Below are 13,977 nucleotides of genomic sequence, written 5' to 3'. Positions count from 1 at the left end.
GTGCTTGCTACATAGGGACTATGAGTAAGATCCTAGCGAGCGATGATACGTAGCTCCTGTAGCCTAAAGTGTAGCGACTGCGCACCCAGGTAGTCTGACGGTAAGCTGTAGATAGAGATCGAGATGGTATCCCCTACAGAGAAGTGTGGGGGCGTGCGTACAGGCTCTTTGAGTGGTCGACTCGCGGGGAGGCTATTCGACATACTATCTGACATACTATCCATCAGACCATTTGCAATGCTATCTAGGGCCTTTGATAAGCTATCAGTTGAGCTTGTTGGCTCTGGGTCCTTCTTGGGCTCCGCAGTTCGCTCTGGGGTAGATGTCCCTAGGGTGAGTACGAAGGCTCCTCCGATGGGTAGTTGCGTCGATACACTCTCCATGGCTAAGGGTGGAGGCGTAGCATCAAGCTGCTTGGAGAGTGCTATGTAGGGCATTTGACTTTGCTCAGGTAGTCGCGTACCACTGACGAGTCCCTGTATCTCTATCTGATGTATGGTGTCTGGGAGGTTGGGAATATCAGCGAGAGCCACCTTCCAGAGATAGCTGCTTTGCTCCTTATTAATGCGGACAGGATAGGTGGAGAGTGGTGTGACACGGCAAGAGAGCGTGTCAGGTAGTGGTGAGTAGAAGTTACCCCCGTCACCCTCCAGTCCAATCTGAAAGAATCCAGCCGTACGCTCTAGTATTTCGACCTCACGCTGTATGCTGGCAGAGGACTGAGCAATGACCTTCTGAAGTAGCCTTGCTTTCGAGGCAGAGAGATAGTAGATTGTGCTGTCTAGATCCTCTTGAGATACGCCGTGAGACTTGAGTATGGAAGCGTAGATCGAGTCTTGCTGGTCAGAGGTGAGGTAGAGCGTCTGACCCACGCCACGAGCTGTGTATAGCTCCGTGAGTAGCTTCTCGAGCTTATCATTTGGTATGCGTTGCCACGAACGCTTCTTGCAGCCACTCCCGAGTAGGAGTAGCAGCAAGCTTAGTAGCCCAAACTTGAGCCAGGAGACCTTGACGCTGTAAGCACGCATAACTAGTAAGATCGCTTACTTAGCTCGCTGACTCGTAGGACGATGCTTGCCCCGGAGGTAGAGCCAGAGACGATCGAGAGCTCGTGTCGTGGTGCGTGGATAGCAAATGAGCAGAGCCAGCACGCCTACGGTGATGCAGCTATCGGCGATGTTGAAGATAGGACTGAAAAAGGTATACGCCGACCCACCACCTATCGGAAACCACTCAGGCAGTACTGTTGTGAAGAGGGGGAAGTAGAGCATGTCAACCACATGCCCCTCAAACCACGGGGCATACCCCACAGCTCCAGCTGTCGTAGGAACAAACTGCGCCACCTGCCCGATGGAGGAGGTGAAGAGCTGTCCATAGAGGATAGAGTCAATGAGGTTGCCAATGCCTCCCGCCAGCACCAGTCCGATGATGCAGCAGAAGCCCAGCGAGTAGTGTCGACACTGCCTGACGAAGCGTGTGAGCCATATAGCCAATCCGGTCATGGCTATGATGCGAAAGGCGGTCAGGAGGAGCTTGCTGCCTAGTTCCACGCCGTATGCCATGCCACGGTTCTCTACAAAGTAGATGCGAAACCAGTCGAAGATGTGGTACTCCTGACCGACGTACATGTGTGTCTTGATCCAGATCTTGACAACCTGATCTATGACGATGAGCAGGAGAATAAGCCCTGCGACAATCCAGTGGCGCTGGCTAGTGCGAGTCATAAGGGAAAGCGAATGACTTACTTATGCTTATCGCGATTTAGCTTGGCCTCGATGCTCTTGGTCGTATGAGGTACGGCACGAAGACGCTCCTTGGGGATGAGCTTGCCCGTGACGGAGCAGATGCCATAAGTACCGTTTTGGATACGTAGGAGAGCTGCCTCGAGCTTCTCGATGAAGTCCTGCAGGCGCTGTGCCTGCGCATCGTTCTCAAGACGAGCCTGAGTGATGGCGCCCTCATCTAGATCCTTGTAGGTAGGCGTCGTATCGCTGATGTCGTTGGCGTTTTCAGCACGGAGCATGTTGAGATCCTCACGAGCCTGAGCGATCTTCTTCTCAATAAGTATACGAAACTCTTCGAGCTCCTCGGGATTGTATCGTTTCTTGCTGCTATCTTCCATACTATTTGTGAATCTATTAGCGCACTATAGATGAAGTCTCTTTGATGATAAAGCCCTATCGTCTACAGACGCAGTAAATTGTGTTTATACTTTGCTGATTTGTACCGCTATCAAGGCACCATCTAGATCGATCTCCTCGGCATCGCTGAGGACCTCTGAGTAGTCGATCGTGTCGGCCTGTACTTGCGTCTGAATATACTCCTGATGGGTGCGTAGTGCCTGTACGACATCCTCGGGAGCCATCACGAGGAGCTCAATGTGATCGTTGACCTCATAGCCAGATTGCTTGCGGAGGTTCTGTATGCGGTTGACAAACTCACGAGCTGTACCCTCGGCAACGAGTTCGGGCGTGAGCGTGATGTCTAGAGCGACCGTATGACGACCCTCATTGGCGACCGTCCAGCCAGGTATATCCTGAGCAATGATCTGTACATCCTTGAGATCGACCACAATAGGCTGATCACCGACCGTTAGGGTGAGCTGCTCTGTCTGCTCTAGCTTATTGATCTGCTCTGGTGTGAGTGCATTGATTTGAGCTGCAAGAGCTTTCATATTCTTGCCCACCTTAGGCCCTAGAGCCTTGAAGTCCGGCTTGACCGTGCGTACCCAGATGGAGTCGGAGGGGTCGACAAAGCGGATCTCCTTCACATTGACCTCGCTGAGCAATAGGTCGTGTACCTGCTCCATGTGGGTCTTGTCGGCGGGGTTATTGACTGGTAGCATGATCGCGCTGAGCGGCTGACGCACTTTAATATTGACCTTGCGACGTAGTGAGAGGACTAGCGTCGAGTAGATCTGAGCCAGCTCCATGCTGCGCTCTAAGTCTAGGTCTATCTGAGCCTCGTCTGCTACGGGGTAGTCGGAGAGGTGTACCGATGCAGCCTCATCGTGCAGATCACGATAGAGTCTATCTGCGTAGAAAGGTGCAATCGGCGCCATCAGTTGAGCTACTACTGATAGACACTGGTAGAGCGTCTGATAGGCACTCAGCTTGTCATCGGTCATAGAGCCTGCCCAGAAGCGCTTGCGAGAGAGACGCACATACCAGTTGCTTAGGTGCTCTGTGACAAAGTTCTCGATGGCACGTCCTGCTGGTGTTGGGTCGTAGCTTGCTAGCTTGCCGTCTACCTCCTTGATGAGCGAGTTGAGACGCGAGAGGATCCAGCGGTCAATCTCAGGACGATCCGCATAGGGGATCTGGGCTACGGAAGGATCGAATCCGTCCAAGTTGCCATAGAGTGCGAAGAACTGGTAGGTGTTGTAGAGCGTGCCGAAGTATTTGCGGCTTACCTCTTCAACCCCCTTCGGGTCGAAGCGTATGTTTTCCCACGGATTAGCATTCGTGATCATGTACCAGCGTAGCGGATCTGAGCCGTACTGCTGAATGATACCAAAGGGATCGACCGCATTGCCTAGACGCTTGCTCATCTTGTTGCCATCCTTGTCGAGGACGAGTCCGTTGACGAGGACATTTCTAAAGGCTATGCTCCCCTGGGTCATCGTGGCGATAGCGTGGAGCGTGAAGAACCAACCGCGAGTCTGGTCTACGCCCTCAGCGATGAAGTCGGCGGGAAAGACCTTGCCACTCTCGACCTCCTCACGATGCTCGAAGGGATAGTGCACCTGCGCAAAAGGCATAGCACCCGAGTCAAACCATACATCGATTAGGTCGCTCTCACGATGCATCGGACGCTTGCCGTCCTGAGTCACAAGCGTGATCTCATCGACATAGGGACGGTGCAGGTCGATCTTATCGTAGTTCTCCTCGCTGTAGTCGCCGGGGGTAAAGCCTGCGAGCGGATTGGCCGACATGACACCAGCCTGTACAGCGCGCTCGCACTCCTTGTATAGCTCCTCGACCGATCCGATGCAGATCTCCTCATCGCCATCCTCGGTGCGCCAGATAGGTAGGGGAGTGCCCCAGTAGCGGCTACGGGAGAGGTTCCAGTCCTGGAGGTTCTCCAGCCACTTGCCGAAGCGTCCTACACCGATTGCGGCGGGATGCCAGTCGATCGTGTCATTGAGACGCATCATCTCCTCACGGCACGCGGTGGAGCGGATGAACCAGCTATCTAGCGGGTAGTAGAGTATCGGCTTGTCTGTACGCCAGCAGTGAGGGTAGTTGTGGGTATGCTTCTCAACCCGGAAGACGCGGTTCTCATGCTTGAGCATGACGCAGATCTCTACGTCTAGCGTCTCCTTGTCAGGAGTGTCTTTAGGGTCGTAGTCCTTCTTGACATAGCGTCCTGCGTAAGTGTCGTAGAGCGGTACGTTCACCGACTCCTTGAGGAACTGATGATCGAGTGCCTCGATCTTGTAAAAGCGTCCCTTCAGGTCGACCATCGGGCGCTGTTGCCCCTTATTGTCGATCATCAGAAGAGGAGGTATGCCAGCCGCCTTAGCGACACGCTCATCGTCGGCACCGAATGTCGGTGCAATGTGTACGATACCGGTACCATCCTCGGTGCTAACATAGTCTCCGGGGATGACACGGAAAGCGCCCTCACCAGGATTGACCCACGGTATGAGCTGCTCGTAGTGGATACCGACGAGGTCGCTACCCTTGCAAGTTGAGATGCGGTGCCAGGGAGCTTTCTTGTAGGTCTCCTTGTCCCACGTCTCAGGGAGCTCGCTCACCTCGCTCTCAGCATCGAAGTAGCTGTTTAGAAGCGTCGTGGCAAGTACCACCGTGATCGGCATAGCACTGTAGGGGTTAAACGTCTCTACGGCGCAGTACTCGATCGAGGGACCCACGCAGAGCGCTGTATTCGATGGAAGCGTCCACGGGGTGGTAGTCCAAGCTAGGAAGAAGCTCTCGCCACGTCCGCGGAGAGACTCGGGAGCATCGATGATGCGAAACTGTGCAGTACAGACCGTGTCCTTGACATCCCGATAGCAACCCGGTTGGTTCAGCTCGTGCGAGCTTAGTCCTGTACCGGCTGCTGGACTGTAAGGCTGTATGGATAGACCTTTGTATAGTAGCCCCTTCTTGTATAGCTCCTTGAGGAGATACCAGAGCGTCTCGATGTACTTATTCTTGTAGGTTACGTAGGGATGCTCCATATCGACCCAGTAACCCATCTTGTTCGTCAGCGACTCCCACTCGGCGGTGTACTTCATCACCTCCTTGCGACAAGTCTGGTTGTACTCAGCGACAGAGATCGTCTTCCCGATCGCATCCTTCGTGATGCCTAGCTTCTTCTCGACACCCAGCTCCACAGGCAGCCCGTGCGTATCCCAACCTGCGCGACGATCTACACGGTATCCGTGCATTGTCTTGTAGCGACAGATGATATCCTTGATAGAGCGTGCTATGACGTGGTGTATGCCAGGCATACCATTGGCTGAGGGAGGCCCCTCGTAGAAGGTAAATAGCGGAGCATCCTCACGCTGTTGTAGCGAGCGGTGGAAGAGCTGCTCCTTGTCCCACAGAGCGAGCATCTCCTGATTGATCTGTGCAAAGTCAGCAGACTGGTATTCCTTAAAGGGTTTCTTCATTGGAGCTTTCGTATAAGATATGTCCACAAAGGTACAGAATCTTGTTCAAATAGGACTAACAAAAAGAGAGACTGTCGCAATCGTAACAGTCTCTCTTTCTTTGAGTGCGAACCGTAGCCTGTACGGTCTATAGTTTAGTAGTCAATCTCATCGGGGCCATCGAAGGGTACGAAAGCCATGCCTGCTCCCTTCATGGTAAATCCGTTGACCTTGATATTGCTCCAAGTCTCAAAGGTGAACTTGTTTCCCTTCGCTTGATTGTCATATACCTGGCGACCATTTTCTCCCTTGCGAGAGGTGTATCCATCCTTCTTGACCATGTCGATGAAGTATTGGTAAGGATTGATAGCGTCTCCGCTTATTTGGTAGATGTAGTCGTTAGGGATTGCGATAGATGTAGCCTGGATGAGCTTTCCATCCCTAAGGTCATACAGGTGGATGAATAGCTCGGTAAACTCATCTGTATCCGTCTTCTTGAAGTATTGGAGGCGCTGGATCGCACCATTGCTTACGGTAGACTCTTTGGGGCCGGTAAAGCCTGCTTGAGTCTCAAAGGCTTTGATATCATCTGGAGCGGCTTGCCAGTTTAGCATCGGGTAGGGGACGCTGCTCAGTTCAGGCGCCTTCATTGCAAAGACTAGAGATGTGGGCATCGTGTTCCCCTCGCCTAGGTCTATAGGCTCCACTACGGAGTAGACGGTCGTTTGCTTGTACTTACTGGAAGTAAAGTACTGCATTGAGTTTTGAGGCTCACCTACAGGCTCAAAACCATTCTTCTTCATAAAGGCGTAGAAGCTAGGGCTGGTCAGCACCTTCGAGGACATATCCACCTGTGCGTACATACCGACGATGTATGAGATGGTGGGTTGTAGCTCGTTGCCCGTGCTATAGACGTAGAGGTCGAAAGAGGGATCGTAAGACTCCTGCTTGCTACCACGAGCAGATTCGAAGGCCTTGATCCCGTCACCACCGTCCCACCATCTGAGGAAGGGCAAGATGTAGGCACTGTCTGGTTGCTGGGGCTCAGGTGTTGGAGTGGGTTCTTGTGTAGGACTGTCTGACTGGCAGGCACTAAGTCCTAGGAGGAGTGCTACAATAGCTAGAGTCGAAAGGATCTTTTTCATAGCTGTAGGGTGTTAAGTGTGTTATGTGAGAAGTCTTAGGACGCAGATCGTCACTAACGAGACTTCCTTTGCTCCAAAGATAGCAAAAAACTATAAGCGGTCACTTTTTGTGCACCGCCTTACTTCGCAAATATCATCTGTGCGGTCGTTACTAAGCGAATGGTTAACTTTGCACCACACTAGAGACGTAGATGCGATGATACAGATAGAGGAGAAGCAGCGATGCTGTGGCTGCGAAGCGTGCCGACAGATCTGCCCCAAGGGGTGTATACGACTGGAGCGTGACGAGGAGGGCTTTGACTATCCGATCGTTGACACCGATCGTTGCATCGAGTGCCATAAGTGTGAGCGTGTCTGTCCCTTTATGAAGCTAGACGAACCGCGCAAGCCACAGGCGGTTTACGCAGCGTGTGCCACCGATGAAGAGCTCCGTAGGGAGAGTTCGTCGGGAGGACTCTTTACGCTACTTGCTGAGGATACGCTACGACGTGGGGGCGTGGTCTTTGGAGCTCGATTTGATGAGGCGTGGAGCGTCTGTCACGACTATACGGAGACGATAGAGGGGCTGGCACCCTTCAGAGGTAGTAAGTATCTGCAGAGTCGTATAGGAGATAGCTATCAGCAGGCGGAGCAGTTTCTCAAAGAGGGACGGTCCGTCCTCTTCACAGGAACTCCCTGTCAGATCAAAGGCTTGGTCAACTACCTCGGGCGTGCCTATGACAACTTGACGGCGGTCGATGTGGTCTGTCATGGTGTACCCTCACCGATGGTGTGGCAAAGGTACCTGGCGACACTTCGGGCGGAGCAGGGAGAGATCAAGGGGGTCTCCTTTCGGGACAAGTCGCTGTCGGGCTGGCGACGTTATAACTTTGTGGCACAGATGGCTACTCACTCTGGTGGGGGCGGCGTGCGACAGTTTTACGGAGACAATATCTATATGCGAGGCTTCCTACATGACCTCTACTTGCGTCCTAGTTGCTACGCCTGCATGGCCAAAGGGGGACGCAGTCATAGCGACCTGACGCTGGGCGACTATTGGGGGGTGGAGCGCACCTGCCCCGATCTAGATCGTGCGCTAGACGAGGACAAAGGGACTAGTGTCGTAATGATCCATAGCGAGCGAGGACGGAGTCTGCTCGAGGGGCTACCTTGTCACTATCAGGAGACCAACTATGCGAGTGCCTTAGCGGGCAATCCCGCTATCGAGCGCACGGTGCCAGAGCCTCCGAAGCGACAGCTCTTTTTCGAGCAGCTAGATGCAGAGCCGCTAGCGCAATTGATCGATCGTCTCACGACCATACCGCTCCACCAGCGTCTCTGGCGTCTCCTGCATCACGGAGCTCATCGGATTAAGATGCGCCTGCACCGACTCGTGTAGCGACTTGTAGGGGATTAATGCCTACTTTTGAGGAACAGGAGGAGAGCTAGGGGCATATTCTAATCAACTGAGACTATAAAACAGAATATCCACGTGGGGATTCTCAATTCTCCACGTGGATATTTTTTATTCTCCACGGAGGGACGAAACGATTCCTCCGAAGTTTCATTTGATTCCTCCGAAGTTTCATTTCATTCCTCCGTAGGCATTTTTTATTCTCCACGTGGAGATTTGAGAATTGCCACGTGGGGATCGTATTAGAAGTTAGATATTAGATATCAGAGGTTAGAAGATAGAGACGGATGACGATTTGCCGGGTCGCACGGCCGATACGCATATCGGCTGTAGGGACGCACGGATCGCTTTGACACAACGGACGCACGGATCGCGCTTACCCCATGAGCGGGTGACACGTCCGTGCGTCCTGACGGGTTGCCTCCTATATATAGTAAGGTTAGGAAGCTTTGATGTGCATGCTACATAAGCTTCTTACTTGACACAGACCTTTGCAGTGGTCGTGCCGATAGAGAGCAGGTAGATGCCAGCCTGTGGTGCGGTGAGCGTGCAGAGCTTGTCCGCTACGACACGCTGCTCGATGAGACGGCCTGAGTAGTCATAGAGGGCGACGGTGTCGAGCGCACTACCCGTATTGCTGGTCAGGGTAATCGTCTGCCCCTCTAGGGCAATGGCTACATCGGGCGTACCCGCTGCAGGTGCGTCGATGGCGTTGCCCTCTTCCACCTTAGCGTAGTAAGCTACGATGCGTAGATCCTTCGTTGCCTTGGTCGTGTACTCTAGCGAGCCATCGACTGGGTTGATGCGCTCCCTATTGACCATCCAGTAGTCTAGGCGGTAGCCCTTGTCAGGCTCGACGTAGACACGGATGTCCATATTCTCAGGCACTTTGCTCTTGAGAGCACTGCGTACGCCACCTACCTCTAGGTAGATAGGACCACCATTGCCCTCCTGAGATACATCGACCGTATAGTAGACCTTGTCACGCTCGAAGAGGACCTCGACGACGTAGTCCTTGCCAGAGATCACTTGCCACTGATTGTTTTCAGCAGGCTTGGGACTCTCCTGACCGTTGACGACCCACTTCTTGACGTGGTAGTGCTCCTCTGGGTGGGCTGTGAAGATGATCGTCTCAGACTCCCCGACAGCTGTCGTAGCTCCTGAGGCGAGTGGCTGCCCCTTGTAGGTCGCTGTGATCGTGCCTCCCACATTGTCTCGTACAGAGTAGGTGACCGTATAGGGACGATGAACGAACTCGACCGTTACCTCTGTGGCAGCTTCGATGTTGAGCGTATATGTCTGGCTGTTTTGCTCGCCAGCGGTCATCGGAGTTTCTGTACCATCGACCTTAAAGCTCTTGACGATGTAGTCAAGATCTGGGTCTGCGGTAAAGGTGATAGCCGTATGCTCCTCGACCTCTGTCTGCGAAGGTATTTCTACGCCGGTAGCCGTTTTGGCCGTTAGCGAGCCATGCTCTCCGATGACACGATAGGTGAGTAGATACTTCTTGACCTGAGGCTCTGTGCCTGGGATGGGGGCGATGTGGAAGCCCTTCCACACATTAGCCTCCTTGTAGGTCGCTTGTGCATCACTAGGTACGAAGAGATTGATGGAGCTGATGTCCGCAGGCTTGAGCCCGTTGAAGGCCTTGATGTGAGCCTTAGGAGGCTGCACCGCCTCGACAGTAATATCTGTCAGCGCCTTACACTGAGCAAATGCGCCATACATAACCTCAGTGGTCTTGGCTCCGAGATACACTTTTGCAAGTGCCTTACAGCTGGCGAAGCAGGTGCTAGGTACGACAGCAACATTGGGTAGACGCACCTCGGTGAGCCCAGAGCCTGAAAAGCTCTCAGTGTCTAGCGTCGTCAGTGTTTCAGACCAAGGAAAAGTGGTGAGTGCTGTACACTCTTTAAGAGCATATTTGCCAATAGTGGTGAGTGCAGGCATCGGGCTGATCTTGGTCAGACGGCTATTTTGCGTAAAGGCACTATCGCATATCTTAGTCACCTGACTGCCAAGGACTAGCTCCTCCAGCTGATACATCTGAGCTAGAGCCCTCTCGCCAACCACCTTGAGGGTGAGGGGAAGTGTCACCTTGCGAACGAGTGGCATATTATAAAAGGCAGCCTCGGGGAGCTGATCCTCATCAAAGGTCGCATCTGCGATGTTGATCTCGGTCAGATTGCCCATATTGTCCCGTATCGTCTTGCAGTCTTCAGAATTCATCGGACCAGACACCGTGATGGACTGGCACTTAAGGAGATCCATACCCTGCATAAGCTTAGCTAGAAAACCAGCCTCGGTGAGTTGTACGACTGGGTGTATCGGGTCGTAACTAGGCTGTGGTGTGCTGGCATTGCGGAAAGTGATACGCATCACGGCACGATCCATCTGCCCACGATCAGCGGTCTCACCGAGTACACCAACGAAGCCCTCGCTGATAGCCTTGTCTGTCGCTTTATTGATCGTGCGGACGGGCATCTCTTTGACATTCTTAGGATAGCTACAGAACTCTATATAGGATCTGCTATCGCTAGCGGGCTTGCTAGCCTTAGAGCGTACGGAGAGGAGGATAGATTGCCCCGTGTAGACAAAAGGCTTGTCGAGCTCTAGCTCTAGCGTGTGATAGTCTACGCCAGCCTGTGAGGTCTTGCGGTTACCATTGATGGTTAAGTCCATCAGATCAAGCGTGATCGTCTTCTGCATATAGAGATCCTGGTCTGCGTTGATAGGTAGCCAATAATACTTGCCCGATACTTGCTCAAAGTGGTCATCGGATACGTTGGTAAGGTAGATCTGAAGGTCATTGGTGTACTCGGTATTGTAGGACTCACCATCGGATAGATAAATTTGGAAAGCAAGCTTGGTAACTTCCTTTCCCTCTAGTCCCTGTAGCTCCGCAGCGGTGTAGATCTGCTGGGTGACGCTACTGAGGTAGTCGAAGTCAAAAGGCGCCGTCTGCCCGATGCTCTGGTTGAAGTGTGACGAGGGATCGGCAAAGTCTCCCAAGTCTATGGTCTGCGCCTGAAGCTGCCCGATGAGCGGTAGCAGGAGACATAAGAGTAATGTACTAAAACGTAGTCGTTTCTGTTGCATAGATAGATACTTAGTTGGTCGAATTGTGGGGTAATCGAGGAGCGTTGTAATTCTTTCGTGTGTGCTCCATTTATTTGTACAAAGTTACGGGCTATTCTCCCTGCCGAAAATACCTAACTATGCTGATTTGCTCTATGGTGAATACCAATATACGATTAGCTAGAGCCTACAAAGGCTCTAGAGGTGTGATAGTCTCTCTGGAGAACCTCGGTGGAGAGCCTTGAGTAAAGGATTTAGATGTTGGGAGGGAGTAAAATGTTTTTATACGGCTTATCTCATTGTCTCTCTTTATGTTGTGTGCTATCCTAGGTGCTGTTTGCTCGTTGTGCTGAAATATTTTTGCGGAAAAGGCTTGCAGGTTCCGAAAAATGTTGTACCTTTGCATCTGCAAACGGGGAGGAACGCCTCACACTTGTGAGCGTCCGACTGTTTCAGCTCCTTGTTTGTCGTTTTTTTAAGGGTTTAGTTTTCATCGGCCGCGTAGCTCAACTGAATAGAGCATTTGACTACGGATCAAAAGGTTGCAGGTTTGAATCCTGCCGCGGTCACAAAGAGAGCCTCCTGAGATGGGAGGCTCTTTTTGTGTTTATAGGTCTGGAGACTGTTGCATAAAGGCGAATCGCTGTGTTGCTTTCGGGATTCGGCTTCGGTCACATACGGAGGTATGCTCCCTTCAGACCTCACCCTCAGCGCCTTGCACTTCATCCTTTCTGCAAAGTCTGGACAATCTTGCAGGCAAGATTGTCCAGACTGTTGACTTTTGCAACAGTCTCGTCTGATGTGTGGGGTGTTACTTAGTTGCCGCGAGGAGTATCGTGATAGCACGCTCGATGAGCGCATCTTGCTGCTGCGCTGTCGCCTCGTCCGTCTGCTCCTGGATAATGTGTGGCTCGATGCCTGCCTCGATGCTGTGCTGCTGAGCATCGTACATACGAGAGGAGGAGTAGCGTAGCCACCAGCCATTGGGCAGTTCGCTACTACGAGGTAGACCTCCGCCACCACCTGTACGATCTCCCATGAAGAGGACGTGGCGGGTCGTCCCCTTGACATAAGCGACGAGCGAGTTAGCTGCGCTGTAAGTGCCACGATCCACGAGGATCACCGTAGGACGCTGCCAGCTGATGGGGGCACGAGAGAGCTTGATCTCTTTGAGCGGACCGAAGTCTTGATGTCCAGGTCCAGTCTTCGTACTCATATAGCCGACGACCGTATCGGAGGGGATCAAGACGCTAGCCAGACGATCCGCATTGGTCAGCAGTCCACCGCCATTGCTACGCATATCGATGATCAGACCACGACAATGCGCCAGCCTGGTGAAGACGGCGTGCAGATGAGTCAAGGAGATAGACGAGGAGAAAGAGGAAATCACCATATAGCCGATTGAGTCAGCTGCATGTCCATTGTAAGTGATCGGCGTATAATAGATCGAGCCAGCGCGGCGCACATGAGGCTGTAGATAAAGGTTACGTATGCGACTATCCAGACAGTATCTAGCTCCTTTGCGAAAATCCCATCCTCCTACATCAAAGGGAGCAAAAAGATTTACATGTCCATCCTTGAGGTGACACATTAGCTCTACCATGAGGTCGAAGAACTCATCCTCCGACTGGCATCGCTGTACTAGAGGCGTGTAGATCTCCTTGAGGTCGCTCCAGGTGGTATCGCCTGCAGCTGGGAGCTTATCGTCAAAGAAGCAGTACCCCTCGTCTAGTATGGTCCAGAGTGCGGTGAAGTTGGTCTGATAGTCTTTGGTGTATCCCTGCTCCTTCGGCTCTTGTGTGCAGGCAAGCAGGAGTGGCAGGAGTAGCAGGCCGACAAGCCCGCTCTGTAGTCTCATTAGATTCATAAGCTGATGGCAGTCGTGTGGTTTGCGTTATGTACCTCTTGGTATCCTCGGAAGGGCCGGAAGTAAGTGGCTAGGCCGACTCCTAGATAGTGTCCTGAGAATCCTCGATAGATGGAGTGAATGCGTCTTGCCGAGTTAGTGTAGTCGTAGGTCATGCGCAGGGTCATGATGCGCCATATAGGGATGTCGAGAGCCACTCCTATCTGGTAGTAGTGCCGCCGACCGAAGGTGTGCAGGGCAAAGTGGTTGATGATCTTGTCGTAGTAGTAAGCCTGTAGGTAAGACTCATTATAATAAGGTGCGAAGCCTAGACCGACCAGTGCCGAGGTCATCTGAAGGCGCAGATCAGCGACGAACCACCCGATGCGTAGACGATAGGCTGCCAAGGCTTGTGCCGTTAGGTCGCCGTTGAGCTGCTGATCGGCCGGGTTGTTTTGGTTGCGCCCGTTGTAAGAGGTAGCCCCCTCGACCATAACGCCAGGGCCTACGCCCACGACCATACCAAAGGGCAGACGCCATTGATGCACGAAGCTCCACTTCGTGTCGAAAGCGAGATGACTGGTAGCTCCAGTGCGTGCGGGGTTGAGTAGCTGCCCACCAGTGATCTGTGTGCTCTGCAAGAGGAGCCACTCAGGGTGAGCCTGTGTGATAGGAGCCTCCGAGGAGAGTCGGTAGCTCAGCGACTGCCCACGGTAGTAGAGAGGGGAGAGGTACTCATTATATAATGTGTTCCACCCGAAGCGAAACTCGTGCGATAGATAGAGCAGTCGGTAGGGCGTAGTGGCTGTCGTGGTAGTCGTATCTGCCTCCTGTGCAGAGAGTGAGCTGCTTGTACCCATCAGTGATAGCCCCAAGCAAAGCGCTAGAAGTAGGTGTCGTAATCTTTGTTTCATAG

Annotated in this window: 9 protein-coding genes and 1 tRNA gene; 2 read left to right on the top strand and 8 right to left on the bottom strand. The window is 52.8% G+C overall.

What is annotated here, in order from left to right; all coding sequences use genetic code 11:
• Positions 1 to 32 precede the first annotated feature (32 nt).
• The 5 genes from PORAS_RS00455 to PORAS_RS00435 form a co-directional block, all read right to left on the bottom strand.
• Positions 33 to 1,028 (bottom strand): DUF4296 domain-containing protein, encoded by a 996-nt coding sequence (locus tag PORAS_RS00455; protein WP_013759758.1) that lies wholly within the window; start codon positions 1,026 to 1,028, stop codon positions 33 to 35.
• Positions 1,029 to 1,043: 15 nt separating this feature from the next.
• Entirely contained in the window at positions 1,044 to 1,724 is a 681-nt protein-coding gene (locus tag PORAS_RS00450; protein ID WP_004331735.1) for a lipoprotein signal peptidase, read from the bottom strand.
• Between the two features lie 17 nt (positions 1,725 to 1,741).
• Positions 1,742 to 2,122 carry a TraR/DksA family transcriptional regulator gene (locus PORAS_RS00445; RefSeq protein ID WP_004331779.1) on the bottom strand — a complete coding sequence of 127 codons (381 nt, stop codon included), beginning with the start codon at positions 2,120 to 2,122 and terminating at the stop codon, positions 1,742 to 1,744.
• 84 nt (positions 2,123 to 2,206) lie between these two features.
• Positions 2,207 to 5,620 (bottom strand): isoleucine--tRNA ligase, encoded by a 3,414-nt coding sequence (ileS, locus tag PORAS_RS00440; RefSeq protein ID WP_013759757.1) that lies wholly within the window; start codon positions 5,618 to 5,620, stop codon positions 2,207 to 2,209.
• A 134-nt stretch (positions 5,621 to 5,754) separates the two neighbouring features.
• Positions 5,755 to 6,744, bottom strand: a complete 990-nt coding sequence (locus PORAS_RS00435; RefSeq protein ID WP_013759756.1) for an LptM family lipoprotein — start codon at positions 6,742 to 6,744, stop codon at positions 5,755 to 5,757.
• A 169-nt stretch (positions 6,745 to 6,913) separates the two neighbouring features.
• On the opposite strand from PORAS_RS00435, the gene PORAS_RS00430 reads away from it, so the two are divergent.
• Positions 6,914 to 8,122 (top strand): Coenzyme F420 hydrogenase/dehydrogenase, beta subunit C-terminal domain, encoded by a 1,209-nt coding sequence (locus tag PORAS_RS00430; protein ID WP_245528031.1) that lies wholly within the window; start codon positions 6,914 to 6,916, stop codon positions 8,120 to 8,122.
• Positions 8,123 to 8,611: 489 nt separating this feature from the next.
• Here PORAS_RS00430 and PORAS_RS00425 read toward each other — a convergent pair whose 3' ends face one another.
• Complete coding sequence (locus tag PORAS_RS00425) at positions 8,612 to 11,236, bottom strand: leucine-rich repeat domain-containing protein (RefSeq protein WP_013759754.1); 2,625 nt, start codon at positions 11,234 to 11,236, stop codon at positions 8,612 to 8,614.
• A gap of 474 nt (positions 11,237 to 11,710) precedes the next feature.
• Between PORAS_RS00425 and PORAS_RS00420 the strand changes: the two genes are divergently transcribed.
• Positions 11,711 to 11,784, top strand: a tRNA-Arg gene (locus tag PORAS_RS00420).
• A gap of 242 nt (positions 11,785 to 12,026) precedes the next feature.
• On the opposite strand, the gene PORAS_RS00415 is transcribed toward PORAS_RS00420, so the two are convergent.
• Complete coding sequence (locus PORAS_RS00415; RefSeq protein WP_013759753.1) at positions 12,027 to 13,082, bottom strand: S41 family peptidase; 1,056 nt, start codon at positions 13,080 to 13,082, stop codon at positions 12,027 to 12,029.
• Positions 13,079 to 13,975, bottom strand: coding sequence for a DUF3316 domain-containing protein (locus tag PORAS_RS00410; protein WP_013759752.1), 897 nt, complete (start codon positions 13,973 to 13,975; stop codon positions 13,079 to 13,081). The genes PORAS_RS00415 and PORAS_RS00410 overlap by 4 nt, the downstream gene beginning before the upstream one ends.
• Between the last annotated feature and the right edge of the window lie 2 nt (positions 13,976 to 13,977).

Origin of the sequence: Porphyromonas asaccharolytica DSM 20707 (genome assembly GCF_000212375.1) — a bacterium.
In the GTDB taxonomy this organism is placed as follows: Bacteria; Bacteroidota; Bacteroidia; order Bacteroidales; family Porphyromonadaceae; genus Porphyromonas; species Porphyromonas asaccharolytica.
Note: the sequence above shows the minus strand (reverse complement) of the source record. Positions and strands in the feature narration are given on the sequence as shown.

Bases quoted from the DNA above. Each gene is read 5' to 3' on its own strand.
- PORAS_RS00455 (WP_013759758.1), bottom strand. From the start codon at position 1,028: ATGCGTGCTTACAGCGTCAAGGTCTCCTGGCTCAAGTTTGGGCTACTA.
- PORAS_RS00450 (WP_004331735.1), bottom strand. From the start codon at position 1,724: ATGACTCGCACTAGCCAGCGCCACTGGATTGTCGCAGGGCTTATTCTC.
- PORAS_RS00445 (WP_004331779.1), bottom strand. From the start codon at position 2,122: ATGGAAGATAGCAGCAAGAAACGATACAATCCCGAGGAGCTCGAAGAG.
- ileS (WP_013759757.1), bottom strand. From the start codon at position 5,620: ATGAAGAAACCCTTTAAGGAATACCAGTCTGCTGACTTTGCACAGATC.
- PORAS_RS00435 (WP_013759756.1), bottom strand. From the start codon at position 6,744: ATGAAAAAGATCCTTTCGACTCTAGCTATTGTAGCACTCCTCCTAGGA.
- PORAS_RS00425 (WP_013759754.1), bottom strand. From the start codon at position 11,236: ATGCAACAGAAACGACTACGTTTTAGTACATTACTCTTATGTCTCCTG.
- PORAS_RS00415 (WP_013759753.1), bottom strand. From the start codon at position 13,082: ATGAATCTAATGAGACTACAGAGCGGGCTTGTCGGCCTGCTACTCCTG.
- PORAS_RS00410 (WP_013759752.1), bottom strand. From the start codon at position 13,975: ATGAAACAAAGATTACGACACCTACTTCTAGCGCTTTGCTTGGGGCTA.